The sequence below is a fragment of the Microbacterium testaceum genome, assembly GCF_006539145.1.
Lineage (GTDB): Bacteria > Actinomycetota > Actinomycetes > Actinomycetales > Microbacteriaceae > Microbacterium > Microbacterium testaceum.
This window is the reverse complement of the sequence record NZ_BJML01000011.1, coordinates 45,090-68,466: the sequence shown is the minus strand read 5'-3', so window position 1 is coordinate 68,466 and position 23,377 is coordinate 45,090. Positions and strand designations below refer to the sequence as shown.

Sequence of the window (23,377 nt, the reverse complement as noted above, 5' to 3'; positions counted from 1 at the left end):
CGCGCCCACGACCCCCAGAATTTACGAGTAAGGAACACCATGTCTGTCCTCGAGATCCGCGACCTCCACGTGACGGTCGAGACGGAGAACGGTACGACCCCGATCCTCAACGGCGTGACGCTTACCATGCGCACCGGTGAGACCCACGCCATCATGGGCCCCAACGGCTCCGGCAAGTCGACCCTGGCGTACACGATCGCCGGCCACCCCAAGTACACCGTCACGAGCGGCTCCATCACGCTCGACGGCGAGGACGTGCTCGAGATGAGCGTCGACGAGCGCGCTCGCGCGGGCCTCTTCCTCGCCATGCAGTACCCGGTCGAGATCCCCGGCGTCACCGTCACGAACTTCCTGCGCACCGCCAAGACGGCCATCGACGGCGAGGCCCCGGCCATCCGCTCGTGGACCAAGGACGTCAAGGGCGCCATGGAGAACCTCCGCATGGACCCGAAGTTCGCCTCGCGCAACGTCAACGAAGGCTTCTCGGGCGGCGAGAAGAAGCGCCACGAGATCCTCCAGCTCGAGCTGCTCAAGCCGAAGATCGCCGTGCTCGACGAGACCGACTCGGGCCTCGACGTTGACGCGCTGAAGATCGTGTCGGAAGGCGTGAACCGCGCCAAGGAGCAGACCGATCTCGGTGTGCTGCTCATCACGCACTACACGCGCATCCTCCGCTACATCCGCCCCGATTTCGTGCACGTCGTCGTGAAGGGTCGCATTGTCGAAGAGGGCGGGCCCGAGCTCGCCGACCGACTCGAAGAAGAGGGTTACGACCGCTTCCTCGAGGCCGGTACGCCGATCGACGCGTAGGATCGTTACATGACCGCAACCCTCGCTCCCGAGAAGTACGACGAGGTCACCGAGGCTCTGAAAGACGTCATGGATCCCGAACTGGGGATCAACGTCGTGGACCTCGGCCTCATCTACGATCTCGCGTGGGACGACGAGAACGACGCGCTCGTCATCCACATGACCCTCACCTCGGCCGGCTGTCCGCTGACCGATGTGCTCGAAGAGCAGACGGCTCAGGCTCTCGACAACGTCGTGGAACGCTTCCGCATCAACTGGGTGTGGATGCCGCCGTGGGGTCCCGAACGGATCACTGACGACGGACGCGACATGATGCGCGCCCTCGGTTTCGCGATCTGAGACCCTCTCACGGACGCCCATCCCCCTCGGGGGTGGGCGTCCGCGGTCTCTGCGACGTCGTGTGTCCTCCTCTGACGCGCCGGGCACCGGCATCCGGGGTCCTCGTTAGGCTTTTCGCATGAGCGTTCTCCCGTTGCAGGCACTGCCGATCGAGCTTCTGCGTCAGCGCAGCAGCACGAAGTGGCGCTCCTACGGCGATGACGTCATTCCGATGTTCGTGGCCGAGACCGACTATCCGCTCGCGCCGGCGATCACGGCGGCTCTGCACCGGGCGGTCGAGATCGGTGACACGGGCTACACGCCTCCGCGCCCCGGCATCGACCTCGATTTCGCCGACTTCGCCGAGCGGCGATGGGGGTGGCGACCCGATCCGTCGCGCATCCGCTGGACGGGCGACGTGATGATGGGCGTTGTCGAAGTGTTGCGCGGAGTCACTTCTCCCGGCGACCGTGTGATCGTGACGCCCCCGGTGTACCCGCCGTTCTACGACACGGTCGAAGAGGCCGGGGCCGTCGTGGAGCGTATCCCGCTGATCGACGACGGGGCGCGCTGGCACCTCGACCTCGATTCGATCGAGGCGGCCCTGGCGGGCGGGGCGCGTGCCGTCCTGCTGTGCAACCCGCACAACCCCACCGGGACCGTCCACTCGCGGGAGTCCCTGGCAGCTCTTGCGCGTCTCGCGCACCGTTACGGCGCGAGCGTGATCAGCGACGAGATCCACGCGCCGCTCACGCACGCCCCCGCGGTCTTCACCCCGTTCCTGGATGCCGGAGACGAAGCGGCCGCGGTCGGCTACATCGTGACGAGCGCGAGTAAGACCTACAATCTCGCCGGGTTGAAGTGCGCCGTGATCGTGACGGGGGCGGAGGAGACCGCCGCGGTCGTGCGCGCCCTGCCGTGGGAGGTCGAGTGGCGCGCGGGACTGTTCGGCGTCATCGCGAACCGCGCCGCGTTCTCGGCCGAGAGCGACCGGTGGCTCGCCTCGTTGCTCCTGGCGCTGGACGATAACCGTCGACTGCTCGCCGACCTGCTCGCCGAGCATCTGCCACTCGCGCGCTATCGCGTTCCCGAAGCTGGGTTCCTCGCGTGGGTGGACGTGTCGGCGTACTGCTGGGGCGACAACCCTGCTCCGTTCATCCGGCGCGAGGCGCAGGTCGCCCTGCACCACGGCCCGCTGTTCGGGGTCGAGGGGATCGGACACGTGCGCATCAACGTGGGCTGTGCTCCCGAGGTGCTCCGCGAGGCGATCGAGAGGATCGGGCGGCTCGTCGACAGCGTGTGACGAAACGGAGGGGGACCTCTCGGGGCGATCGGGCCGGTACCTCGCCGTCGAGGCGTCACCGTGGCATCCGGAGGCAAGGTAAGGGTATCCTTATCTGGTGATCACTGCCACGCGTCCCGCCTACCGCCCGTACGTCGCCGTGGTGAAGACCGCGCGACGTCTCTCGCCGCACTTCGTGCGCGTGACGTTCACCTCACCCGACTTCGACGTCTTCGGCACCGACCGCCGCGACCAGCGCGTCAAGCTGGTGCTGCCCGGCCGCGACGGCACCGTCTGCGACATCGGACAGGACGATCCCGAGGCCATCGCCAACGGCGACTGGTACACGCGCTGGCGCGACCTGCCCGACGAGGAGCGCATGCCCTTCCGCACCTACACCGTGCGCCGCATCGACCCCGAGGCCCTGGAACTCGACATCGACTTCGTCGTGCACCACGACGCCGGTCCGGCCGGCTCCTGGGCGGAAGCGGCGACGGCGGGGGACCACCTGGTGGTCGTCGGCCCCGACGCGCGCAGCGCCGATTCGGCGCAGGGGATCGACTTCCACCCCGGAACGGCGCGACGCATCCTGCTCGCCGGTGACGAGACCGCCGCCCCCGCGATCTGCGCCGTGCTGGAGGGCCTCGAGCCCGGCCTCGACGTCGATGCGTTCATCGAAGTGCCCGACGTCGACGACGCTCTGACCGTACGAAGCGGGGACGCGCGCGTGCACTGGCTCCCGCGCGGCGAACGCCCCCACGGCGAGGCGCTGATCGAAGCGATGGAGGCCTGGGTCGCGGCATCCGGTGACGTTCTGGCGCGCGCGGCCGCGCCTCGCCCGCAGGTGCTCGAAGACATCGATCTCGACGTCGACCTGTTGTGGGACAGTCCCGCTGACGCCGAGGGGGAGTTCTACGCGTGGATCGCGGGCGAGTCGTCGACGGTGAAGCTGCTGCGCCGCATGCTCGTCTCCGGCTGCGGCGTCGACCGCGGACGCGTCGCCTTCATGGGGTACTGGCGCGCGGGACAGGTCGAGCGGACGGCCTGAGCGGCAGCGACCACGAACCACGACAGAAGCCCCGGCCGAGACCGGGGCTTCTGTTTTTCTCGGACCGTCAGGCCGTCTGCGCCTGCTCCGGCTCTGCCACCGTGTGATGCCGGCCGATCGGGATGACCATGGGCCGCCCGGTCAGCGGGTCGGGCACCACGCGGCTGTCGAGGCCGAAGACGCGGCGCACGGTGTCTTCGGTGAGGACCTCGGCGGGGTCTCCGGCCGCGATCACCTCGCCGTTCGCCATGGCCACGAGATGGTCGGCGTAGCGGGCGGCGAGGTTGAGGTCGTGGAGCACCATGGCCACGGTGGTGCCGCGATCGCGGTTGAGGTCGGCCAGCAGATCGAGCACGTCGATCTGGTGGCTGATGTCGAGGAAGGTCGTCGGCTCGTCGAGCAGCAGAACGTCGGTCTCTTGAGCCAGGGCCATCGCGATCCACACGCGTTGGCGCTGGCCACCGCTGAGCTCGTCGACGGGGCGGTCGGCGAGGTGCGCGACGTCGGTGGCGTCGAGGGCGCGTGCCACCGCGGCGTCGTCTGCGCTCGTCCAGCGCGACAGCGCGCCCTGATGGGGGTGACGGCCTCGGCTGACGAGATCGGACACGGCGATCCCGTCCGGAGCGATCGGCGACTGGGGAAGGAGCCCCAGCACGCGCGCGACCTGCTTGGTGGGTTGGCGGTGGATGGACTTGCCGTCGAGCAGCACCTGGCCCGCCGAGGGTGTGAGCAGGCGCGCCATGGCCTTGAGCAACGTCGACTTGCCGCACGCGTTCGCTCCGACGATGGTCGTCACCTTTCCCGGCGGGATCTGCAGGTCGAGGGAGTCGACGATGGTCCGGTCTCCGTAGCCGAGAGTGACGCCCTCGGCGATCAGGGAGCGCTCGACGGTCATAGCGTGGTTCCTCCGGTTCGGCTGCTGCGAACGAGCAGGTAGATGAGATACGGCGCCCCGAGAACGCCGGTGATCACGCCCACGGGCAGACGCGTGCCGAACGCGTACTGGGCGCAGAAGTCGGCCACGAGCACCAGCAGGGCGCCGACCAGACCCGCGGGCAGGATGGGGGAGCCGACCGGCCCGAGAAGACGGACGGCGATGGGGCCGGCCAGGAACGACACGAAGGCGATGGGGCCCGCGGCGGCCGTGCCGAAGGCCAGCAGGCCTACGGCGGCGACGATGAGCAGCAGCCGACTCCGCTCGACGGGGAGACCGACGGCGGCGGCGGTGTCATCGCCCATGCGGAGGATCTCGAGGCGGTCGGAGAGGCCGAGGAGAACCGGGGCGAGGACGACGACAGCGCCGGCGACCGGCAGGGCGCGGTCCCACGTCGCGTCGTTCAGGTTCCCGGTGATCCAGCGCATCGCGGCGGGGAGGTCGTATTCCGCGGCGCGCGCGATCACGTACGACACGAGGGCCTGGCACATCGCCGCGACGCCGATGCCGACGAGGATCAGGCGTGCCCCCGAGCCGCCGTTGCGGTAGGCGAGCAGATAGATCGTGAGGGCGGCGACGAGGGCCGCGGCCATCGCGAGGAACGACACGGTCGTCTCGCCCATCCCGAAGACCACGATGCCGATGACGGCGGCGGCGCTCGCACCGGTGTTGATGCCGATGACGTCGGGACTCGCGAGAGCGTTGCGCAGCATCGACTGGAAGACCACGCCCCCCATTCCGAAGCACAGGCCCGTGAACAGTCCGGTCACCGCGCGGGGGAGCCGCAACTCGCCCACGGTGAACGACGCCCCCGGGACGCGTTGGCCGGTGAGGACACCCCACACCTCGACGGGGGAGTAGGCGGTCTGACCCAGCATGAGGGACAACGAGAACGCGCCGACGACGAGAAAGGTCAGGATGCCGGTGACCAGCACCCACTTGCGTCGACGACGCTTCCGGCCGTCGACGACGGACGCCAGGGCGGCCGGCACGGGGGTGGTGAGCGAGCCGATCACAGCGCCCTCATCCTCTGTCGCCGAACCAGTGCGATGAAGAACGGTGCCCCCACCAGAGCGGTGACGATGCCGACCTCGATCTCCTCGGGACGCGCCACCACGCGGCCCACGACGTCGCCGAGCGTGAGGAGCACGGCACCGCCCAGCGCGGAGACGGGCAGCAGCCACCGGTGGTCGACGCCGACCAGCAAACGGACCATGTGGGGGACGACGAGCCCGACGAAGCCGATGGGACCGGCGACCGCGGTCGCGGCACCGCACAGGATTACAGCACCGCCGGTGGAGATCAGCCGGGCAGCGCGGACGCGAGCGCCCAGGCCTGCGGCGAGCTCGTCACCCAGAGCGAGCGTGTTCAGCGCCGTCGAACTCGCGAGGCAGATCAGCAGACCCGCGAGGAGGAAGGGCAGCACCTGCAGGATCGTCTCGAAGGTCGCTCCGCCGACGCCGCCGATCTGCCAGAAACGGAACTCGTTCATGACGTTGACGCGCGGCAGAAGGACTGCGCTCGTAAGCGAGCTGAACGCGACGGCGCTGACCGCGCCGGCGAGGGCGAGACGCAACGGTGTCGCCCCGCCCCGACCGAGCGAGCCGATCGCGTAGACCAGCACGGCGGCACCCGCGGCGCCGATCAACCCGACCCAGATGTAGGACGTCGCCGAGCCGAGCCCGAAGAAGGCGATGCCGACGACGATCGCCAGTCCGGCGCCGCCGTTGATGCCGAGGATCTGCGGGTCGGCGAGGGGGTTGCGGGTGGCCCCCTGCAGAACCGCACCCGAGACCGCGAGGGCTGCGCCGACGAGGATGGCGAGGACGGTTCGGGGAACCCGCTTCGCGACCGCGGCCGCCGAGGCGGTGTCGGTGGAACCGGTGAGTCCCGACCAGATGTCGGCGGCCGTGACGTCGCGCGCACCGAAGGTGACCGAGAGGATCGCCGCGACGACGAGCACGACGACGAGAGCGATGACACCGACAGCACGTCTCCGCCCCCAGTGACGCGGGCGAGCGTCGCCGGGGGCGGAGAGGGCCGGAGCGAGAGTGCTCATCGCTCCGACGGGTGAGGGATCGGCATCAGGACGAGGCCTTCGCCGCCGCAGCGCCCACGAGGCCGATGTACTCGTCGCCGTAGGTCGATCCGATGTTCAGCGGCGTCGGGGTGATGGCCGACGAGAGGGTGGAACCACTCGTGATCACGGCGATCGCTCCGTCGGCCACGGCCGGGATCTTCGACAGCAGCGGATCGGCCTGCATCGCGGCGATCATGCCGTCGCTGCCGTAGGCGACCATGACCTGCACGTCGGAGAAGTTCTCGATCTGCTCGGTGCTGGGGGTGAACCAGAAGGTCTTCGACGCGGCCGACTCCGAAGCGACGTAGGACGACGGGGCCAAGCCGAGCTCCTCGAGATAGCCCATGCGCGGGTCGAGCGTGTTGTAGAAGCCGAGCGTCGACAGGTTGGTCGGGTCGAAGTAGGTGAGGAGCGACTTCTTCCCGGCGATGGCGGGGTACTTCGCCGCTTCGTCCGTGATGTGCTTCTCTTTGTCGGCGACCATCTTCTCGGCCTCGTCCTTCAGCCCGAGAGCCGTCCCGTCGATGACGGTCATGTCCTGCCAGGTGGTGCCCCACGCGACGTCTTGGAAGGTGACGACCGGCGCGATCTTGCTCAGCGTGTCGTACTGCTCCTGGGTCATGCCGGAGTAGGCGGCGAGGATGACGTCGGGCCGAGCGTCGGAGATGGCCTCGTAGTCGTAGCCGTTGGTCTCGTCCATCAGGACGGGCGTCTGCGCGCCGAGCTCGGCGAGCTTGTCCTTCGTCCACGGGAGCAGGCCGTCACCGTCTTCGTCGCCGTAGATCACCTTGGGCATGGCGACGGGAACGACGCCGAGCGCCAGGGCGACGTCCTGGTTGCCCCAGTCGACCGTGACGACGCGCTCGGGCTTCGAGGCGATGGTCGTCTCGCCGAAGACGTTGGTGAGCGTCACGGGGAATGCGCCGTCCGCGGTGGAATCGTCGGAAGCGCCCGGGGCGGCTGCCGAGGTGCCGGCGCAGCCGGTCAGGACGAGGGCGGAACCGACGGCGAGTGCCGCCAGTGCGCGGAATCGGGACACGAAGAGCCTCCTGCGTGTTAGGTAAGGATAGGCTTAGTTTAGGTCAGTCCACGGAGCGAAAAGCAAACTCAGACGCCGCGGGATCGGCCGATCTCCTCGGCGTCGAGACACCCGCACAGCGAAGTCTTCGTCGTGTCGGGAAGTCGGCATCCGGACGAGTCGTCGTTCCCTCGCAGCCTTTTCGAGCGCGCCGCCGCTGCGGTGCTGAACGCGCTGTCGGCGGGCATGCAGGAGCGCGTCTTATACTGGGTGGCTGGCCATGTCGGCCATTTCCCCATCTCCGAAGAACGGACGTTCGCTGTGCTCGCCGTGCACGACCTCGAGATCCGCGTGGGTGCCCGCGTGCTCATGTCCGATGTGGCGTTCCGCGTCTCCGACGGCGACAAGATCGGCCTTGTCGGGCGCAACGGCGCCGGTAAGACGACGCTGACGAAGGTGCTCGCCGGCGACCTCCTGCCCGCGAACGGCGGAGTCGACCGCTCGGGGGAGTTGGGCTACCTGCCCCAGGACCCCCGCTCGGGAGACCCTGAGATGCTCGCGCGCACCCGCATCCTCGACGCCCGCGGCCTGGGCTCTCTCGCCCTCGGCATGCACGAGGCGTCGATGGCGATGGGCGACGACGATCCCGCCGTGGCCGCCAAGGCGATGAAGAAGTACGCGAACTACACCGAGCGCTTCGAAGCGGCGGGCGGATACGCGGCCGAGGCGGAAGCGGCATCCATCGCCCACAACCTCTCTCTTCCCGACCGCATCCTCGATCAGCCGTTGAAGACCCTGTCGGGCGGTCAGCGTCGTCGCATCGAACTGGCGCGCATCCTCTTCTCCGACGCGCAGACCATGATCCTCGACGAGCCGACCAACCACCTCGACGCCGACAGTGTCGTGTGGCTGCGCGAGTTCCTCAAGGGCTACAAGGGCGGGCTCATCGTGATCTCGCACGACGTGGAACTCGTCGGCGAGACCGTCAACCGCGTTTTCTACCTGGATGCCAATCGCCAGGTCATCGACGTCTACAACATGAACTGGAAGAACTACCTGCGCCAGCGGGTGGCCGACGAGGAGCGCCGCAAGAAGGAGCGCGTCAACGTCGAGAAGAAGGCCACGGCCCTGCAGCTGCAGGCCGCGCGCTTCGGCGCGAAGGCCTCGAAGGCAGCGGCCGCGCACCAGATGGTCGCGCGCGCCGAGAAGATGCTCTCGGGCCTCGACGAGGTGCGTGCCGAAGAGCGCGTCGCGAAGCTGCGCTTCCCGAAGCCCGCGCCCTGCGGGAAGACTCCGCTCATGGCATCCGGGCTCTCGAAGTCGTACGGCTCGCTCGAGATCTTCACCGACGTCGACCTCGCGATCGACCGCGGTTCGCGCGTGGTCATCCTGGGGCTCAACGGAGCCGGAAAGACCACGCTGCTGCGCATCCTCGCCGGCGTCGACCAGCCCGACACCGGCCAGCTCGAGCCCGGGCACGGTCTGAAGATCGGCTACTACGCCCAGGAGCACGAGAACCTCGACGTGAACCGTTCGGTGCTGGAGAACATGATGTCGTCGGCCCCGCACATCACCGCGACCGAGGCCCGCAAGGTGCTGGGATCGTTCCTGTTCGTCGGCGACGACGTGCTGAAGCCCGCGGGAGTGCTCTCCGGTGGCGAGAAGACGCGCCTGTCGCTCGCGACCCTCGTGGTCTCGTCGGCCAACATGCTGCTGCTCGACGAGCCCACGAACAACCTCGACCCCGCCTCGCGCGAAGAGATCCTGGGCGCCTTGTCGCACTACGAGGGCGCTGTCGTGCTCGTCTCGCACGACGAGGGCGCCGTCGAGGCGCTCAACCCCGAGCGCGTGCTCATCCTGCCGGACGGCGTCGAAGACATCTGGGGCCGCGACTACGCGGATCTGATCACCCTGGCGTAAGCCGAGCGCCGCCAAAAGCGGATGCCGTGGGTGCCGGCACGGCGTCACCTCTGCCGGGACAGCGCCCAGCGCATCCACACGGCATCCGTGCCGGGCCAGGGCGCGACATCGTCGCGAAATCCTTGGCGGAGGTAGAAGCCGCGGACGGTCGCGTTACCGATGTCGTACTCGGTGACGAGGTCGCCGCCGATGGCACGGGCGCGCTCCTTCCCGGCGTCGACGAGCCGCCGGCCCACACCCCGGTGCTGCTGATCGGGTGCGACGTAGAGCTTCCAGAGCACCAGATCGTTGCCCATCCGGTCGACTTCGCTCATTCCGATCACGGTGTCGTCACGGCAGGCGACATCGACGCGCTCCTCCCTGATCGCGGTGCCGATCGCCTCGTCGCTCCAGTAACGATCCAACCCGGCGACGACGTAGCCCGCGCCTCGCGTGGGGCCGTAGGTGGGCGGCCAGCTCAAAATCCCGATGAGTCGTACCGCGGCGAGGTCGTCGGCCGTGGCGGGGCGCACGATCGGGGTCATTCCGCCATCTTGCCGTTCCGCTCAGCGGGCGTCGAGCAGGGCGTCCTCGTCGTCGGCGTCTCGGTCCTTCGGGCGCTTGCGCGAGCGGTGCAGGGCGACCGGGTCGACGCGGCGGCGCTCACCCGTGGGGTTCTCGGGCGTCGGGACGGGCTCGATGAGCTCGTCGTCCTCGTCGTCGTCCTCTTCTCGGCGGAGCTTGCGCTCGTTGACGATGACATAGGTGATGAAGCCGAAGCCCATGACGGCGAAGAGGATCCATTGCACCGCGTACGACAGGTACGGACCCGGGTCGTTGCTCGGCGGGTCGACCGGGGCGGGCGCGGCGGCCGGAGCGGGGGACTCCGACATGAGCAGGCCGTAGGCGCCCTGCTCGATGGGGCCGGTCTGCTCCTCGACGAGTCCTAGATTGATCGTCGGCACCTGACCGGTCTCGGCGGTGCGGCCCGAGGTCGGGGCGGCCTCCTCGGGGCGCAGACGTACCTCGACCGTCACCTCGCCGGAAGGAGGCGCGGGGATGTCGTCGGGCTCCGACTGCTGGTTGCCGGGGGCGAGCCACCCGCGGTCGACGAGGAAGGTGCGACCGTCGTCGAGTCGGAACGGCACGAGCTGTTCGAAGGCCGCCGAGCCCCCGTGCGCGCGGTTTCTGACGAGCAGCTGCTCATCGGTGAGGTACTGCCCCTGCATGCGCACGGGGCGCCACTCGTCGCCGGGGTTCAGCTCGGCGCCGGGAGCGAGCAGCTCGCCGAGGGGGACCGGGGTGGCGTCGTAGTTGTCGGCGACGAGCTGCAGTTGTTCGCTGCGATCGGCGTTGCGCGAGAACTGCCAGTTCGAGAGGAACCCGCAGGCGATCGCGAAGAGGATCGCGATACCGACGTAGATGGCCCACCGTCCGGCCGCGGGCATCTCGCGCTCGCTCATCGTGCGCACCACCCGATGCACACGTTCATCTCGACCGAACCGACCACGTCTTCCAGGGTACGTCCGTCGGCGAGGCGTTCACGCGCGTTCGCTCGACAGGGCGGCAACCTCGACGGGGAAGTCGCGGGCGCCGAGGAACGCGCGCAAGTAGGCCACGTGCTCGTCGCATGCGACCCAGGTCTTACGACGGTCGGCCGCGTGGATGCGCGGATTGCGCCAGTGGATCGACCAGACGGCGGCTTCTCGGCATCCGGCCCGCGAGCACTCGGCGGGCTCGTCGTTCACGAGCGATCGTCGCGCGGGGAATCGAGGCGCGGGGTCTCGGCGATACGGATGACGAGCGGGCCCTCGGCGGCGGCTGCGGGAGCGGGGGTGGCCGAGGGAGCTTCGAGCGCGCGTTCGGGAGCGATTGCCTCGGTGGAGCCCTGATCGGCACCGACGTTGGCGACGATGACGGCGAGGTAGGGCAGGAAGATCGCTCCGGCTGCGAACACGAAGGTGTACCAGCCGTAGGGGGTGATGACGGCCATCGCGATGAAGCACGCGATACGGATCCCCATCATCACCATGTACTTGGTGAAACGGGAATCGGCGTCCTCCCTCGGTGCCTTGGGGAGCGACGTCGCGGACTGAGCGGTGTGCGATGTCTTCACAGTGGTATCAGGGTACGCCCGTGGGGATGACACAGGGTGCGCCCTCGCGCCGACTCTTCGACATCGTGACAAGCCGCCGGACGCCTGAACGCCCGGCGGCCTATCGCGATTGTCACGCGCCGTAGCGCGAGCCGCTGGAACCGGCGCTGCCGGCGATGAGGATCGAGATCCCGATGATGAAGAGGATGACGAAAAGGAGGGTCACGTAGCCGACGATGACGCCCGCGAGGGCCATTCCGCGACCGCGCTCGCCCCGCTCCTTGATCTGCTTGAGCGAGATGTGCCCCATGATGACACCGGCGATCGATCCGACCACCGGCAGGATGAGCACGAAACCGACGAGGGATGCCACGAGCGACACGATCGCGAGGACGTTGGTGCGCGCGGGGGCGGCGTAGGCGCCGCCGTACCCGTAGGCCGCGTTGGGCGTGCCGTAGGCGGGCTGTCCGTAGGTCGAGGTCGGGGGCTGGTTGTACGCCGGCGCGCCGTAGGCGGGGGCGCCGTAGGCGGCGCCGGCGTCGGGCGCGGGCGTCGCGTAGGCGGGGGCGTCGGGCGCGGACGCCCCGTACGCCGGGGGTGCAGGCGTTCCGTAGGCCGGGGCTTCCGGCGCCGTGGCCTCGTACGGCGCAGCGCCGTACGCCGGAGAACCGTCCGCCGAAGGGCCGTCGGAAGGTGCCGCGGACGCCGACGGCCCTGCCGCCTCGTACGGGGAAGCCGGGGACGTCTCGGTCTGAGGAGCGTAGGGCGACGAGGGCTGCTCGCTGCCGTGCGTGTTGTCGGACCCGATGTGCTCGGGATGCTGCGGGTCGGTGGTGCGGTCGTCGCTCACGGGAGCCCCTTTCGTCGCGCGTTCGTCCAGCGTTCCAGCGGTGCCGACCCCGTGTCAAACCTCGGCGGGCGGGGCCGGGGAGTCGCCTCGGTAGGCTGGGGCGGTTCCGTCACCGCAAGCGCAGGAGTCTCACCATGTCCCAGGACCGCGTCGTCGTCGTCACCGGAGGAAACCGGGGCATCGGTCGAGCCATCGCCGAGCGTTTCGTCGCCGAGGGGTGGAAGGTCGCCGTGACCGCCCGCTCCGGTGAGGGCCCCGAGGGAACCCTGACCGTGCGCGCCGATGTGACGGACGCGGCCGCCGTGGACGCCGCCTTCACGCAGGTCGAGGCCGAGCTCGGTCCGATCGCGGTGGTCGTGGCGAATGCCGGCGTGACGAAGGACACCCTGCTGCTCCGCATGAGCGAGGACGACTTCGACAGCGTCGTGAACACCAATCTCGGTGGGGCCTTCCGCGTCGTCAAGCGCGCGTCGAAGGGCATGCTCAAGGCGCGCTGGGGGCGTGTCATCCTCATCTCGAGTGTCGTCGGGCTCTACGGTTCGGCCGGTCAGATCAACTACGCCGCATCGAAGAGCGCCCTCGTCGGCTTCGCCCGCTCGCTCACGCGCGAACTCGGCGGTCGCGGCATCACGGCGAACGTCGTCGCTCCGGGCTTCATCGAGACCGACATGACGGCCGAGCTCCCCGCCGACACCCAGGCCGAGTACAAGAAGAACATCCCCGCGGGGCGTTTCGCTTCTCCCGAGGAGGTCGCCGGAGTCGTCACCTGGCTCGCCGGTGACGACGCCGCGTACATCTCGGGTGCGGTGATTCCGGTCGACGGCGGTCTCGGCATGGGGCACTGAGGCCTCGGATGCACGCCGCCGGGCCCGGGTTGCACCCCAGTCGCCCGGGCGACTGGCGTGCTGACGACGCGGTACGCGCTTGTGGTCGAGCGCTACAGCGCTGGCCGTGAGCCCGGGACGGGACAGCTCTCACCGCACCGCGGCGACCAGTTTTTCTGCGAACCGCTCGGGCTGCGAGAACTGCGGCCAGTGGCCGGAATCGAGCGTGATGACTTCGACGTTCTCGATCTTGTCCACCTCTCGCGCGTAGGCGTCCCACTGAGAGAGCACGCGCGGGAAGGACTCCGCATCGAGCTGCCCCGACAGAATCGTCACGGGCACGGCGAAACGTCGCTCGTCGCTCAGCGTGATCGGTGAGCTCGGCACGCGGCCGGGCACGTCGACGACGTGCTCCGCGGTGCGCCGACGGGTCTCGTCGTCGATATCGGCGACGTCGTCGTCATCGAAGAAGTCCCACCCGGGGAAGGGTACGACGCCGTTCTCGACGGGGAACTCCGAGATCGTCGCCCCCGGATGCGGCACGATCGTGTCGACGAGGATGACGCGCGCGACCCGGTCGGGTCGGCGGTCAGCCGCGCCCCAGACGACGTTGCCGCCGCCCGAGTGCCCGACGAGGATCACGCGATCGCCGAGGCGGTCGATCTCTCGGACGACCGCATCGACCCAGTCGTCGACGACCAGGTCGCCTACGGCCGGTCCGGGCAGAGTCAACGGGTACGGGCGATGGCCGGCCGCCTCCAGAGCGGGGGTGATGTCGTCCCACGACGACGCGTCGAGCCACAGACCGGGAACCAGGATGACGTCCATGCGGCGAGGGTAGAACGGACCTCCGACATCGCAAAGGGGGTCTTTCGGCGCGGGCGGCCCGGAAGTCAGCGGGGGAGCAGCGCGACGACCTGAGACAGATCGACGGCCCCCACGACGAGGTCCGCGCGCTCGCGCACCGCGGGTTTGGCGTTGAATGCCAGCCCCAGTCCCGCGGTCGCCATCATCTCGAGGTCGTTCGCGCCGTCTCCGATCGCGAAGGTGAGAGGGAGGGAAACACCGAGCTCATCGGCCCAGCGGCGGAGCGTGTCGGCCTTGGCCCTGGCATCCACGATGTCTCCGTCGACCTCTCCCGTGAGGGCTCCGTCGACGGCCACGAGCCGGTTCGCGCGCCAGAGGTCGACGCCCAGGTCGGGAGCCACGGTGTCGAGAACCTCGTGGAACCCACCCGACACGACGCCCACGACCCCGCCGCGCTCGTGCACGGCGGCGATCAGCTCGCGCACGCCCGGGGTGGGGTCGATGCGCGCGATCGCCCGCTCGAACGCCTCGGTGGGTACGCCCGCCAGCGCGTGCACCCGCGAGCGCAGGCTCGTGGCGAAGTCGACCTCGCCGCGCATCGCGGCTTCGGTGGCGGCGGCCACCTCGGCCCCCCGGCCGGCCTCGTCGGCGAGGAGCTCGATGACCTCGTTGCGGATCAGCGTGGAATCGGCATCGAGGACGACAAGGAAACGGGCGGTCGCAGGCACGCGCTCCACGCTAGCGGTTCGAGGAGCGAGGCCCCGCCGGGTCACGTCCACGCGGCTCGAAGACGCGGCTGCCTGCGTCGCACGGCGTCACGCGGGGTCTGCCGACGGTGAGCCCGCCGTAGGCTTCTGCGGTACCCCCGCTTCCTCAGAAGGGACCTCCTCATGGCCGACGTCGAAAGTTTCACCCTCGATCACACGGCGGTCCTGGCGCCGTACGTACGCCTCATCGGCACCGAATCGGGGCCGCGTGGCGACGTCATCTCGAACTTCGACCTGCGACTCGTGCAGCCGAACGAGCAGGAGATCCCCACCGCCGGGCTCCACACCATCGAGCACCTGCTCGCCAGCCTCGTGCGCGATCGCATCGACGGTCTGATCGACATCTCGCCGTTCGGCTGCCGCACCGGCTTCCACGTGATCATGTGGGGCGAGCCCGAGGTCGCGGCGCTCGTCGACGCCGTCTCCGATTCGCTGCGCGTGATCGTCGAGGAGGTCGAGTGGGACGACGTGCCGGGAACCGATGCGTTCAGCTGCGGCAACTACCGCGATCACAGCCTGCACACCGCGAAGGAGTGGTCGAAGGCCGTTCTCGCCAAGGGCATCTCGCGCGACGCGTTCGAGCGCGTGGGGGTCTGAGAGAGGGCTTCTCCGTGCGAGCGCGTCTCGCCCGACCCGCCTCATCGCGGATCTCACGTGACGCCGTCGAGCGCGTGGGGGTCTGAACCCCCTCCCGATGCAGAAGAGGGGCGGTGACCAGTTCGGTCACCGCCCCTCTCGCATCCGAGGTCATCGGCCTCTGGGGTCACGCGTGGACGTGCACGTCCTTGCCGACGACGGTGATGCCGGTCTCGGTGACGGTGAATCCGCGGGCGAGGTCGCGCTCGCGGTCGACGCCGATGGTGGCACCGGGTTCGAGGACGACGTTCTTGTCGAGGATCGCGCGGTGGATGCGTGCTCCCGCGCCCACCTGCACGCTGTCGAAGAGCACCGAGTCGGTGATGGTTGAGCCACCCCCCGCGAGGGCCCACGGGCCGACGACGCTGCGCTCGAGGTGCGTTCCCGAGAGCACCGAACCGAGCGACACGATCGAGTCGATCGCGTTGCCGATGCGGCCGACCGAGTCGCGGACGAACTTCGCCGGCGGAGCGTTGAAGGTCTGCGAGTAGATCGGCCAGTCGTTGTTGTACAGGTTGAACACGGGCAGGGTCGAGATCAGGTCCATGTGCGCGTCGTAGAACGACTCGATCGTGCCGACATCGCGCCAGTAGGACTGGTCGCGCGGCGTCGAGCCGGGCACGTCGTTGCGATTGAAGTCGTAGACCGCGGCCTCACCGCGATTGACGAAGTAGGGGACGATGTCGCCGCCCATGTCGTGCGCCGAGGTCGGCAGCTCGCCGTCGTGGGTGACGGCCTCGACCAGGGCGTCAGCGTCGAAGATGTAGTTGCCCATCGACGCGAGCACCTCGTGGGGGGCATCGGCCAGGCCCTCGGGGTTCTGCGGCTTCTCGAGGAAGGCGCGGATCTTGGTGGGGTCGGTCGGGTCGGTGTCGATGACGCCGAACTGGTTCGCGAGAGAGATCGGTTGGCGGATGCCGGCGACCGTCGCCCGCGCGTCGGAGGCGATGTGGGCGTCGAGCATCTGCTTGAAGTCCATGCGGTACACGTGGTCGGCGCCGATCACGACGACGATGTCGGGCTTCTCGTCGCGGATCAGGTTCATCGACTGCAGGATCGCGTCGGCGGATCCGGAGAACCAGCGCTTTCCGAGTCGCTGCTGCGCCGGGACCGAGGCGACGTACGCGCCCAGCATGGGCGACATGCGCCACGTCTGGGAGATGTGCCGGTCGAGGCTGTGCGACTTGTACTGCGTCAGCACGACGAGCTGACGCAGGCCCGAATTGATGAGATTCGAGATCGCGAAGTCGATGAGGCGGTACTGACCGCCGAAGGGCACGGCGGGTTTGGCGCGGTCAGCCGTCAAGGGCATGAGTCGCTTTCCCTCGCCGCCGGCGAGGATGATTCCGAAGACCTTCGGCGCTGCAGGCATGGCACCACCCTAGGGCTCGGGGGAGCGGGCGGGAACACGTTCACGGCGCGTCTCGCCGTGTACTACGGTTCGTCTCATGCGCGTCGACATCGTGACCAAGGAGTACCCGCCGGAGATCTACGGCGGCGCCGGGGTCCACGCCACCGAACTTGTGAAAGCGCTGCGTGCCGAGGGCACCGAGGTGCAGGTCCGCGCGTTCGGCGCGTCGCGCGACGAGGCCGACACCACCTCGTACGGCGTCCCGACGGAGCTCGCGTCGGCGAACGGCGCCATCCAGACCCTCGGCACCGATCTCGCGATCGTCTCGGACATCGCCGGTGCCGACGTTGTGCACTCGCACACCTGGTACGCGAACTTCGCCGGTCACCTGGCATCCCTTCTCCACGGCATCCCGCACGTCGTCACCGCGCACAGCCTCGAGCCGCTCCGGCCGTGGAAGGCCGAGCAGCTCGGCGGCGGGTACGCGGTGTCGAGCTACATCGAGAAGACCGCGTACGAGGGGGCGGCGGCCGTCGTCGCCGTGAGTTCGGGTATGCGCGACGACATCCTGCGCAGCTATCCGTCGCTCGACCCCGACAAGGTGCGGGTCATCTACAACGGCATCGACACCGAGTCGTGGCATCCGGTGTCGGACGACGATTTCCTGCGGTCTCAGGGGATCGACCCTTCGCGGCCGTCCGTCGTCTTCGTGGGGCGCATCACCCGGCAGAAGGGCCTTCCCTACCTGCTGCGCGCGGCGGAGCAGCTGCCGCCCGAGGTGCAGCTGATCCTCTGCGCGGGCGCGCCCGACACCCCGCAGATCATGGCCGAGGTGCAGGAGCTCGTCCGGGGTCTGCAGGCCACCCGCGACGGAGTGGTGTGGATCGAGAGGCTGCTGCCGCGGCACGAATTGTGCGCGATTCTCACGGCTGCGACGACGTTCGTCTGCCCCTCGGTGTACGAGCCGCTGGGGATCGTCAACCTCGAGGCCATGGCGTGCGGCGCCGCGGTCGTCGGAACGGCGACGGGCGGGATTCCCGAGGTCGTCGTCGACGGTGTCACCGGACGACTCGTGCCGATCGACCAGGTGCAGGACGGCACCGGGACGCCCGTGGATCCCGAGCGCTTCGTCGCCGACCTCGCCCGCGTGCTGACGGAGGTGTCGATGGATGCCGAGAAGGCCCGGGCCTACGGACAGGCCGGGCGTCAGCGCGCGGTCGGGGACTTCAGTTGGGCGGCGATCGCCGAGACGACCGCGGCGCTTTACGCGGAGGTCGCGGGGAAGTAGAGCGGGTGTCTCCCGGCGCCTGTCGCGACGGTGTACGCGGAGTTCGCCGGGAGGGAGGAGAAGTCCCCCACCCGCCCTCCACAGGGCCGCGTGGCATCCGGTTCCGTCCGTCTCGGACAGTAGGCTAGATCCATGCCCCAGGTTCTCGAGTTCTCCGACGTCGTCGTCCGCCGGAACGCGCGGGACATCGTGTCCCACCTCGACTGGACGGTGTCGGATGACCAGCGCTGGGTCGTCCTCGGCCCGAACGGCGCGGGGAAGACGACTGTTCTGCAGCTCGCCGACACGCTGCTGCATCCGACGTCCGGTTCGGTGACGATCCTCGGCGAACGTCTCGGCCGTACCGACGTGTTCGAGCTGCGTCCCCGCATCGGTTTCGCATCTTCGGCGATGGCGCGTCGCGTACCCCCGGAGGAGAGCGTGCTCGACGTCGTGCTGACGGCGGCCTTCTCCGTCGTCGGGCGCTGGCGCGAGGCGTACGACGACATCGACGAGCGTCGCGCGCTGCGGGTGCTGGCCGAGTGGAAGCTCGACCACCTCGCCGACCGCACGTTCGGGACACTGAGCGACGGCGAGCAGAAGCGCGTGCAGATCGCCCGCGCTGTCATGACCGACCCCGAGCTTCTGCTGCTCGACGAGCCCACCGCGAGCCTCGACCTCGGTGCGCGCGAAGAGCTGCTGGCGTTGCTTTCGGGATACGCGCAAGCACCCACCACGCCGGCGATGGTGATGGTGACCCACCACGTCGAGGAGATTCCCGTCGGATTCACGCACGTGTTGCTTCTGCGTGACGGCGAGGCGGTGGCATCCGGGCCCCTCGATGAGGCTCTCACGGAGGAGAACCTGTCGAAGACGTTCGGTCTCGACATCACGCTCACGCACGAAGCGGGGCGCTGGGCTGCTCGCGCGTCCTGACCGGTTGCTGTCCGAGACCGTGACGGCGGCTCGGGTCGGGGCCTGGTAGACTCTTCCGTTGGTGCCATCGGCGCCGAAGACTTTGACGTCCTGGCAGAATCCAGGACACCACTTCTCAAAGGACCTCCCATGAAGACTGACATCCACCCCACGTACAAGGCCGTCGTGTTCCGCGACCTCGGTTCGGGCGACACGTTCCTCACCCGTTCGACCGTGTCCAGCGACAAGACGATCGAGCTGGACGGCGTGGAGTACCCCGTCATCGACGTGGAAATCTCGTCGGCTTCGCACCCGTTCTACACGGGCAAGCAGCGCATCATGGACTCGGCCGGTCGCGTCGAGAAGTTCAACCAGCGCTTCAAGAACTTTGGCGGACGCTAAAGGCGTAAGTCAACAGACACTCCGCGCCGCGTGAATACGCGGAAAGGCCCCCACTCCGTTTCACACGGGGCGGGGGCCTTCGTCGTTGGCGACTGGTGAGCGGCTAGGCGCGGGATGCCCAGCGCTCGAGCCACGCGATGACCTCGGCGGGCTGCATGACCTCTTGCTCGACGTCCGCACCGGGATCGTTGCGAGAGGCGACCACGTCGACGAGGTCGTCGCGGAAGACGAGGACGATGGAGCCCGGGGCGTCGCCGTTGAAGACGAGCGTGCGCAACGAGGGTTGCTCGGGCACGGAGGCGTCATGCCAGTCGTCGCGCTCGAGGAGGGCCTCGAGCCCCGGGACGGTCGGCAGGTAGGTCCGGGGGTCGGCGTCCGCGTCGGGGCGGCCGAAGGTGTCAGTCATGGAACGGGTCTCTTTCTCGAGTGGGCGTTTGGAAGGCTACAGGCGGCGGAGTCAGCGTCGACGGCCTCGGGCGTCCTCGTTGGTCCAAACGCCCTCCCGAAAGAGGAGGATCGTGACCACGACGGAAACGCGAGCGTCCCAGACAACACAGAGGTCGCCGAGGACGTAACGCCCAAGTCCGCGATGCGGGTGCGAAGACCCTTTGAGGAGCACCTCGGCTACCTCGCGCTCGCTGACGTGACGCTCCCGCATGACGTTGCGGGCATGGAAGGAGATGCGCGCCTCGAGGAGGTCTTCCTTCGTGATGCGCGGGTTCGGCTTGCGGCTGGTCATGCTCGCAAAGATACTCGCGCTCAAATACTCGCGCAAGTGAGTCGCGCATAACGGGCACGGAAAAGGCCCCCACCTCCGAAGAGGCAGGGGCCAGTGATGGGGGAGCGGGCTTAGGAGCGAACGACCTTCGCGCGCTCGTCGACGAAGAGGACGACAGAGTCCGTCTTGCCGCGCGTGTTGACGACGTAGATGATGCCGCCGATGAGCGTGAAGAGGGTGAGGAGGGCGACAATCCAGCCCCGCACGCGGCGAGGACGAGTCAGCGTGGCGGACAGCCCGTCACCGGAGAGCGAGACCGCGTAGCCGTCGCCGCGATACTTGCGGAGCGCCTTGGTCAGCGCTGCGCGGCGCTCGTCGTCCGTCGGGCGGACGGGTGCGGTGGTCTGATCGGTCATGCGGCTTGGCCTTTCATCGGTAGGGACTCGCGCGAGCCTAGCGCACACATGCTCACGCGACCGCCTTGGCGAGCACGCGCTCCACGGTCGTCTTTCCGACGCCGACCTCCTCGGCGATCTGGCGTAGGCTCCATCGCTGCGCGCGGAGGGCGAGGATGCGCTCGTCCCGGGGTTCGGGCTCCGGCTCGGCGACGTCCGCCTCCGGCTCGCCGACCTCGTCAGCGGCCCACACGCGGCCCGCGGCGACAGCCCAGGGAGCCGCCACGGTCTCGGACGCCTCCGCGCGGAGCGGAGGGGCGATGATGAGCCGCGCGAGTGTGTGCGTCGTCAGGAGCACGGCCACGGGGGCGAGGCCCGCGATGACCGCGCCGAGGCCCGCTCGAGGGTCTCCTTGTCCCGCGTCCCAGGCGTGCGCCGCGTTGGCCGCGACGGAGAGGGCAGTGAAGAGGGACAGGGAGGCCCACGCCACGCGGGCCCCCTCGCCTCGAGCGCGGAAGACGAGGGCCGCGAGCGTGTAGACGAGGATCGCCCCGTCGATCGTGACCGGGACGGCCCAGGACAGCCACGCCGGGACGGCGGCCCATGCGGCGACAGCGACGAGGCCCGCGTAGGACAGGAGGAAGGACGCGAGGGCCAGGAGGACCGTGATGCCTACGGCGAGGAAGAGGACGCCGCGCGAGTCCGGGTTGATGCGCGCGGGGGAGTGACTCACCGGATGCCCCGCTCGAGGAGGCGGCGGAGGGCTCGGCGGTAGCGGCCGATGCCGAGGGCGACGAGGAGGCGCACCCACGCCCAGGCCAGGCGGTCGACGTCGTCGGAAAGGGTCATCGCGTGCCTCCCTCGGCGACGCGCTCCCAGAGGGAGCCCTCAGCCGCGACACGAGGCATGTACCAGGCGAAGCCGCCTCCCAGGCTGACCGCCTCGACGATCTTCTCGACGTCTCCCTCGAAGATCGGGGTGCGGGTGTGTTCGGCTACGAGTCGAGCGGTCATCGGCGGGCCTTTCGGTTGACACGAGCTGCGCGGCTTACGCGAGCGGCGTGGGGCAGGAGGAAGGCGGCCCATGCCAGGCCGGCGAGGGCCGGGCCGAGGGCGCCGAGGTCATCGGGGTAGAGGGGCATCATCGGGACGCTCTTTCAAGTGAGTGGGGCGGGCGGGGAGGGCCCGTGGGAACGACGGTACTCGCGCACACATTTGAGCGCAAGTGCCGGGACGGAGAAAGGCCCCCGCCCGGGACGGGGCAGGGGCCAGCGGGCCGCTAGCTCCGGTAACGCCACGGCCTCCACGCGGGGTCGTGCTTGCGGGCGATGAAGGCCTCGACGCTCTCCCGCGGCCCGTGGGGCTTGGGACGCACGGACTCGGGCGGGAACTCGCGGCGGTAGTAGCGTCCCGTCGTGCGTGTGTGGAAGCCGACGGTGACGGCGTCGGTGTGGCCGTCGATCGAGACGACGTAGCCCTCGCCGAGGGGCGTCAGGACGCGGTGGGACACCGGGACAGTCATGCGGACACCTCCGGGACATTGAGGGCCTTGCGCATGGTCGAGAGGCCCTCGGAGCGGAGGCGCTGCACCTTCGAGCGCGAGTACCCGCGGCGGTGGGCGATTTCGGCGTCGGGGATCGGGTCATACTCGGTGAAGCCGTAGGCGTCCCGGATGACGTCGCCCGTGATGACGTCGACCGCCGCGAAGGCCTTGGCGACGTCGGCCCGCTGCTCGACGGTGGAGTAGCCCCGCTCGAGGCCGATGGCCTGCATGCCTGCGTCGCCCTGCTCCTCGAGGATGCCGTCGAAGCTCGAGGCGCCGAGGGCGTCGCGCACGGAGAGGAACGTCTCGCGCGTCATGCCGAGCTCGCGCGCCTTCGCCTCGGCGTCGCCGTCCGGGCCAGCCTCACGGAGGGCCTGCATGTAGCGCTGCCGGGTGCGCTCCGCGATCGTGAAGCCGCCGACGAGGTGGTGCTCGTCCGCGACGCGGAGGGTCGCCTTCGGGAGCCGGAAGGCCACGCGATCGCCGGCCTGGCACTCGTGGACCGCCTCGGCGAAGGCGAGGAGTACGTTGGCGCGCGTCTCGTCGTGGCTGACGTGACCGCCCGCGCGGGCGTACTCCTGCTCTGCGAGCGAGCGGAGGCCGTGGGCGTACTGGCGGAGGAGCGTGTTGTAGGCGTCGAGGTCGCCGTCCTGAGCTGCGCGGACGAGGCGCGTCTCTTCGGCGTGCTCGAGCTTCTCGCGGGCGACGAGCTTGTCGTCGAAGATGGCGCGGAGCGTCGTGTGAGCGGTCATGGTGGTCCCTCTTTCGTTGGGTGTTGCGTTGGTGTGTGAGCGCGCGAATATGCGCGCGACGTCGCCACGAAGGCGCGACGAATAGCGCTAGGGAGGGGGCGCGGCGAAACGGCCAGAGGGCACGCCGAAGGCGGCCGTGGCACGGCTGCGCCCGCTCGTAGCGGGAGTGCGGGGTCGAGAAGGGCAGGCAGAGCCCGCGCGTCAATGCACGGGGTGCCCGCCCTTGGGGATGGGCGAGTGGAGACTCTCTGTTAGGGAGAGGTTGTCAAGTGACAGAGAGCCCCTTGACAGGGTCCACCCTATCGCGTGTGAATCTTTGCGCGAGCATCCACACGCGAGGGCGTGTCACGCCCGCTCGCCCGCCCAGCCCTGTAACGCCGCCTCGAGCCGGTCGGCCGCGTCGTCGGCCGTCCCGCGCATTCGCTCGAGGAGGGTCTCGGCCTCGATGACCGCGGCGCGGACCTTGAGGCGGCGCTCGTCGGTCGCCGTGTCGAGCGTGGGGTTGGAGACGAGGCCGGAGGCTCGCTCGGCGGTGTCGTTGCGCTTGGACGGGGCGGCCGGCGGGAGCCATTGAACATCGGCGGCGTGGCCGAGGTTCTCGCCGAGGCGGATGAGGGATGCTCCTGCGGAGCGGATGAGGTCGCCGTGGTGGGGCATGGGTCTTCTT

General features: G+C 69.2%; 30 protein-coding genes. 10 read left to right on the top strand and 20 right to left on the bottom strand.

Going from position 1 to position 23,377, the window contains the following annotated elements; genetic code table 11:
* The first annotated feature begins 39 nt into the window (after positions 1-39).
* The 4 genes from sufC to MTE01_RS14690 all read left to right on the top strand — a co-directional run bounded on the left by sufC (position 40) and on the right by MTE01_RS14690 (position 3,458).
* Positions 40-810: a Fe-S cluster assembly ATPase SufC gene (sufC, locus tag MTE01_RS14705; protein ID WP_056232130.1), complete on the top strand. Its 771-nt coding sequence runs from the start codon at positions 40-42 to the stop codon at positions 808-810.
* A gap of 9 nt (positions 811-819) precedes the next feature.
* Entirely contained in the window at positions 820-1,149 is a 330-nt protein-coding gene (locus tag MTE01_RS14700) for a metal-sulfur cluster assembly factor (protein ID WP_056232125.1), read from the top strand.
* A gap of 118 nt (positions 1,150-1,267) precedes the next feature.
* On the top strand, positions 1,268-2,431 hold the full coding sequence (locus tag MTE01_RS14695; RefSeq protein WP_141378205.1) for a MalY/PatB family protein: 1,164 nt from the start codon (positions 1,268-1,270) through the stop codon (positions 2,429-2,431).
* 97 nt (positions 2,432-2,528) lie between these two features.
* A complete protein-coding gene (locus MTE01_RS14690) occupies positions 2,529-3,458 on the top strand; it encodes a siderophore-interacting protein (protein WP_246078320.1) in 930 nt (309 codons plus the stop codon).
* Between the two features lie 67 nt (positions 3,459-3,525).
* On the opposite strand, the gene MTE01_RS14685 is transcribed toward MTE01_RS14690, so the two are convergent.
* Genes MTE01_RS14685 through MTE01_RS14670 form a run of 4 tightly spaced genes read right to left on the bottom strand, consistent with a single transcriptional unit; the run spans position 3,526 to position 7,511 of the window.
* On the bottom strand, positions 3,526-4,353 hold the full coding sequence (locus MTE01_RS14685) for an ABC transporter ATP-binding protein (RefSeq protein WP_103209798.1): 828 nt from the start codon (positions 4,351-4,353) through the stop codon (positions 3,526-3,528).
* Complete coding sequence (locus MTE01_RS14680; protein ID WP_218026371.1) at positions 4,350-5,408, bottom strand: FecCD family ABC transporter permease; 1,059 nt, start codon at positions 5,406-5,408, stop codon at positions 4,350-4,352. The genes MTE01_RS14685 and MTE01_RS14680 overlap by 4 nt, the downstream gene beginning before the upstream one ends.
* Entirely contained in the window at positions 5,405-6,451 is a 1,047-nt protein-coding gene (locus tag MTE01_RS14675; protein ID WP_103209795.1) for a FecCD family ABC transporter permease, read from the bottom strand. The genes MTE01_RS14680 and MTE01_RS14675 overlap by 4 nt, the downstream gene beginning before the upstream one ends.
* Before the next feature lie 25 nt (positions 6,452-6,476).
* On the bottom strand, positions 6,477-7,511 hold the full coding sequence (locus MTE01_RS14670; RefSeq protein ID WP_141378204.1) for an iron-siderophore ABC transporter substrate-binding protein: 1,035 nt from the start codon (positions 7,509-7,511) through the stop codon (positions 6,477-6,479).
* 300 nt (positions 7,512-7,811) lie between these two features.
* Here MTE01_RS14670 and abc-f point away from each other — a divergent pair, with 300 nt between their 5' ends.
* Positions 7,812-9,410: a ribosomal protection-like ABC-F family protein gene (gene abc-f, locus MTE01_RS14665; RefSeq protein WP_103210012.1), complete on the top strand. Its 1,599-nt coding sequence runs from the start codon at positions 7,812-7,814 to the stop codon at positions 9,408-9,410.
* Positions 9,411-9,454: 44 nt separating this feature from the next.
* Here the strand turns inward: abc-f and MTE01_RS14660 are convergent, their stop codons facing one another.
* The 5 genes from MTE01_RS14660 to MTE01_RS14640 all read right to left on the bottom strand — a co-directional run bounded on the left by MTE01_RS14660 (position 9,455) and on the right by MTE01_RS14640 (position 12,334).
* Positions 9,455-9,934 carry a GNAT family N-acetyltransferase gene (locus MTE01_RS14660; RefSeq protein ID WP_141378203.1) on the bottom strand — a complete coding sequence of 160 codons (480 nt, stop codon included), beginning with the start codon at positions 9,932-9,934 and terminating at the stop codon, positions 9,455-9,457.
* Between the two features lie 21 nt (positions 9,935-9,955).
* A complete protein-coding gene (locus MTE01_RS14655) occupies positions 9,956-10,852 on the bottom strand; it encodes an SURF1 family cytochrome oxidase biogenesis protein (RefSeq protein ID WP_246078319.1) in 897 nt (298 codons plus the stop codon).
* A gap of 78 nt (positions 10,853-10,930) precedes the next feature.
* Entirely contained in the window at positions 10,931-11,137 is a 207-nt protein-coding gene (locus MTE01_RS14650; RefSeq protein ID WP_103209787.1) for a hypothetical protein, read from the bottom strand.
* On the bottom strand, positions 11,134-11,505 hold the full coding sequence (locus tag MTE01_RS14645; protein ID WP_141378202.1) for a DUF3099 domain-containing protein: 372 nt from the start codon (positions 11,503-11,505) through the stop codon (positions 11,134-11,136). The genes MTE01_RS14650 and MTE01_RS14645 overlap by 4 nt, the downstream gene beginning before the upstream one ends.
* Before the next feature lie 112 nt (positions 11,506-11,617).
* Positions 11,618-12,334 carry a DUF4190 domain-containing protein gene (locus tag MTE01_RS14640; RefSeq protein WP_246078318.1) on the bottom strand — a complete coding sequence of 239 codons (717 nt, stop codon included), beginning with the start codon at positions 12,332-12,334 and terminating at the stop codon, positions 11,618-11,620.
* Between the two features lie 134 nt (positions 12,335-12,468).
* On the opposite strand from MTE01_RS14640, the gene fabG reads away from it, so the two are divergent.
* Positions 12,469-13,179, top strand: coding sequence for a 3-oxoacyl-ACP reductase FabG (gene fabG / locus MTE01_RS14635; RefSeq protein WP_103209782.1), 711 nt, complete (start codon positions 12,469-12,471; stop codon positions 13,177-13,179).
* A gap of 129 nt (positions 13,180-13,308) precedes the next feature.
* On the opposite strand, the gene MTE01_RS14630 is transcribed toward fabG, so the two are convergent.
* Complete coding sequence (locus MTE01_RS14630; RefSeq protein WP_103209780.1) at positions 13,309-13,986, bottom strand: alpha/beta fold hydrolase; 678 nt, start codon at positions 13,984-13,986, stop codon at positions 13,309-13,311.
* A 65-nt stretch (positions 13,987-14,051) separates the two neighbouring features.
* Positions 14,052-14,693 (bottom strand): phosphoserine phosphatase SerB, encoded by a 642-nt coding sequence (serB, locus tag MTE01_RS14625; RefSeq protein ID WP_103210006.1) that lies wholly within the window; start codon positions 14,691-14,693, stop codon positions 14,052-14,054.
* A gap of 162 nt (positions 14,694-14,855) precedes the next feature.
* Here serB and MTE01_RS14620 point away from each other — a divergent pair, with 162 nt between their 5' ends.
* Positions 14,856-15,329, top strand: a complete 474-nt coding sequence (locus MTE01_RS14620; protein WP_103209777.1) for an S-ribosylhomocysteine lyase — start codon at positions 14,856-14,858, stop codon at positions 15,327-15,329.
* A 166-nt stretch (positions 15,330-15,495) separates the two neighbouring features.
* Here the strand turns inward: MTE01_RS14620 and glgC are convergent, their stop codons facing one another.
* Complete coding sequence (gene glgC, locus MTE01_RS14615) at positions 15,496-16,740, bottom strand: glucose-1-phosphate adenylyltransferase (protein WP_103209774.1); 1,245 nt, start codon at positions 16,738-16,740, stop codon at positions 15,496-15,498.
* 76 nt (positions 16,741-16,816) lie between these two features.
* Between glgC and glgA the strand changes: the two genes are divergently transcribed.
* The 3 genes from glgA to MTE01_RS14600 all read left to right on the top strand — a co-directional run bounded on the left by glgA (position 16,817) and on the right by MTE01_RS14600 (position 19,303).
* Complete coding sequence (gene glgA, locus MTE01_RS14610) at positions 16,817-18,007, top strand: glycogen synthase (RefSeq protein WP_141378201.1); 1,191 nt, start codon at positions 16,817-16,819, stop codon at positions 18,005-18,007.
* Positions 18,008-18,139: 132 nt separating this feature from the next.
* The gene (locus tag MTE01_RS14605) at positions 18,140-18,922 is read left to right on the top strand and encodes an ABC transporter ATP-binding protein (protein WP_103209770.1); all 783 of its coding nucleotides are present in this window, start codon (positions 18,140-18,142) and stop codon (positions 18,920-18,922) included.
* Positions 18,923-19,051: 129 nt separating this feature from the next.
* The gene (locus MTE01_RS14600; RefSeq protein WP_013586710.1) at positions 19,052-19,303 is read left to right on the top strand and encodes a type B 50S ribosomal protein L31; all 252 of its coding nucleotides are present in this window, start codon (positions 19,052-19,054) and stop codon (positions 19,301-19,303) included.
* Between the two features lie 103 nt (positions 19,304-19,406).
* Here the strand turns inward: MTE01_RS14600 and MTE01_RS14595 are convergent, their stop codons facing one another.
* The 8 genes from MTE01_RS14595 to MTE01_RS14565 all read right to left on the bottom strand — a co-directional run bounded on the left by MTE01_RS14595 (position 19,407) and on the right by MTE01_RS14565 (position 23,367).
* Entirely contained in the window at positions 19,407-19,709 is a 303-nt protein-coding gene (locus MTE01_RS14595; RefSeq protein WP_141378200.1) for a hypothetical protein, read from the bottom strand.
* A gap of 51 nt (positions 19,710-19,760) precedes the next feature.
* The gene (locus MTE01_RS14590; RefSeq protein WP_141378199.1) at positions 19,761-20,042 is read right to left on the bottom strand and encodes a DUF4258 domain-containing protein; all 282 of its coding nucleotides are present in this window, start codon (positions 20,040-20,042) and stop codon (positions 19,761-19,763) included.
* A 110-nt stretch (positions 20,043-20,152) separates the two neighbouring features.
* The gene (locus MTE01_RS14585) at positions 20,153-20,437 is read right to left on the bottom strand and encodes a hypothetical protein (protein ID WP_141378198.1); all 285 of its coding nucleotides are present in this window, start codon (positions 20,435-20,437) and stop codon (positions 20,153-20,155) included.
* Between the two features lie 52 nt (positions 20,438-20,489).
* Positions 20,490-21,149 carry a DUF2637 domain-containing protein gene (locus MTE01_RS17515; protein ID WP_170210719.1) on the bottom strand — a complete coding sequence of 220 codons (660 nt, stop codon included), beginning with the start codon at positions 21,147-21,149 and terminating at the stop codon, positions 20,490-20,492.
* 112 nt (positions 21,150-21,261) lie between these two features.
* Positions 21,262-21,429 (bottom strand): hypothetical protein, encoded by a 168-nt coding sequence (locus tag MTE01_RS17120; RefSeq protein ID WP_170210718.1) that lies wholly within the window; start codon positions 21,427-21,429, stop codon positions 21,262-21,264.
* A gap of 265 nt (positions 21,430-21,694) precedes the next feature.
* On the bottom strand, positions 21,695-21,937 hold the full coding sequence (locus MTE01_RS14575; RefSeq protein WP_141378196.1) for a hypothetical protein: 243 nt from the start codon (positions 21,935-21,937) through the stop codon (positions 21,695-21,697).
* Positions 21,934-22,710 (bottom strand): sigma-70 family RNA polymerase sigma factor, encoded by a 777-nt coding sequence (locus MTE01_RS14570; RefSeq protein WP_141378195.1) that lies wholly within the window; start codon positions 22,708-22,710, stop codon positions 21,934-21,936. Before MTE01_RS14570 ends, MTE01_RS14575 begins: the two co-directional genes overlap by 4 nt.
* Before the next feature lie 345 nt (positions 22,711-23,055).
* Positions 23,056-23,367 (bottom strand): DUF7169 domain-containing protein, encoded by a 312-nt coding sequence (locus MTE01_RS14565; protein WP_141378194.1) that lies wholly within the window; start codon positions 23,365-23,367, stop codon positions 23,056-23,058.
* Positions 23,368-23,377 lie beyond the last annotated feature (10 nt).

What these genes read in the sequence shown, in the direction of transcription:
- sufC (WP_056232130.1), top strand. Translation starts at nt 40, where the DNA reads ATGTCTGTCCTCGAGATCCGCGACCTCCACGTGACGGTCGAGACGGAG.
- MTE01_RS14700 (WP_056232125.1), top strand. Translation starts at nt 820, where the DNA reads ATGACCGCAACCCTCGCTCCCGAGAAGTACGACGAGGTCACCGAGGCT.
- MTE01_RS14695 (WP_141378205.1), top strand. Translation starts at nt 1,268, where the DNA reads ATGAGCGTTCTCCCGTTGCAGGCACTGCCGATCGAGCTTCTGCGTCAG.
- MTE01_RS14685 (WP_103209798.1), bottom strand. Translation starts at nt 4,353, where the DNA reads ATGACCGTCGAGCGCTCCCTGATCGCCGAGGGCGTCACTCTCGGCTAC.
- MTE01_RS14675 (WP_103209795.1), bottom strand. Translation starts at nt 6,451, where the DNA reads ATGAGCACTCTCGCTCCGGCCCTCTCCGCCCCCGGCGACGCTCGCCCG.
- MTE01_RS14660 (WP_141378203.1), bottom strand. Translation starts at nt 9,934, where the DNA reads ATGACCCCGATCGTGCGCCCCGCCACGGCCGACGACCTCGCCGCGGTA.
- MTE01_RS14655 (WP_246078319.1), bottom strand. Translation starts at nt 10,852, where the DNA reads ATGAGCGAGCGCGAGATGCCCGCGGCCGGACGGTGGGCCATCTACGTC.
- fabG (WP_103209782.1), top strand. Translation starts at nt 12,469, where the DNA reads ATGTCCCAGGACCGCGTCGTCGTCGTCACCGGAGGAAACCGGGGCATC.
- MTE01_RS14630 (WP_103209780.1), bottom strand. Translation starts at nt 13,986, where the DNA reads ATGGACGTCATCCTGGTTCCCGGTCTGTGGCTCGACGCGTCGTCGTGG.
- MTE01_RS14620 (WP_103209777.1), top strand. Translation starts at nt 14,856, where the DNA reads ATGGCCGACGTCGAAAGTTTCACCCTCGATCACACGGCGGTCCTGGCG.
- glgC (WP_103209774.1), bottom strand. Translation starts at nt 16,740, where the DNA reads ATGCCTGCAGCGCCGAAGGTCTTCGGAATCATCCTCGCCGGCGGCGAG.
- glgA (WP_141378201.1), top strand. Translation starts at nt 16,817, where the DNA reads ATGCGCGTCGACATCGTGACCAAGGAGTACCCGCCGGAGATCTACGGC.
- MTE01_RS14605 (WP_103209770.1), top strand. Translation starts at nt 18,140, where the DNA reads ATGCCCCAGGTTCTCGAGTTCTCCGACGTCGTCGTCCGCCGGAACGCG.
- MTE01_RS14600 (WP_013586710.1), top strand. Translation starts at nt 19,052, where the DNA reads ATGAAGACTGACATCCACCCCACGTACAAGGCCGTCGTGTTCCGCGAC.
- MTE01_RS14595 (WP_141378200.1), bottom strand. Translation starts at nt 19,709, where the DNA reads ATGACTGACACCTTCGGCCGCCCCGACGCGGACGCCGACCCCCGGACC.
- MTE01_RS14590 (WP_141378199.1), bottom strand. Translation starts at nt 20,042, where the DNA reads ATGACCAGCCGCAAGCCGAACCCGCGCATCACGAAGGAAGACCTCCTC.
- MTE01_RS14585 (WP_141378198.1), bottom strand. Translation starts at nt 20,437, where the DNA reads ATGACCGATCAGACCACCGCACCCGTCCGCCCGACGGACGACGAGCGC.
- MTE01_RS17120 (WP_170210718.1), bottom strand. Translation starts at nt 21,429, where the DNA reads ATGACCGCTCGACTCGTAGCCGAACACACCCGCACCCCGATCTTCGAG.
- MTE01_RS14575 (WP_141378196.1), bottom strand. Translation starts at nt 21,937, where the DNA reads ATGACTGTCCCGGTGTCCCACCGCGTCCTGACGCCCCTCGGCGAGGGC.
- MTE01_RS14570 (WP_141378195.1), bottom strand. Translation starts at nt 22,710, where the DNA reads ATGACCGCTCACACGACGCTCCGCGCCATCTTCGACGACAAGCTCGTC.
- MTE01_RS14565 (WP_141378194.1), bottom strand. Translation starts at nt 23,367, where the DNA reads ATGCCCCACCACGGCGACCTCATCCGCTCCGCAGGAGCATCCCTCATC.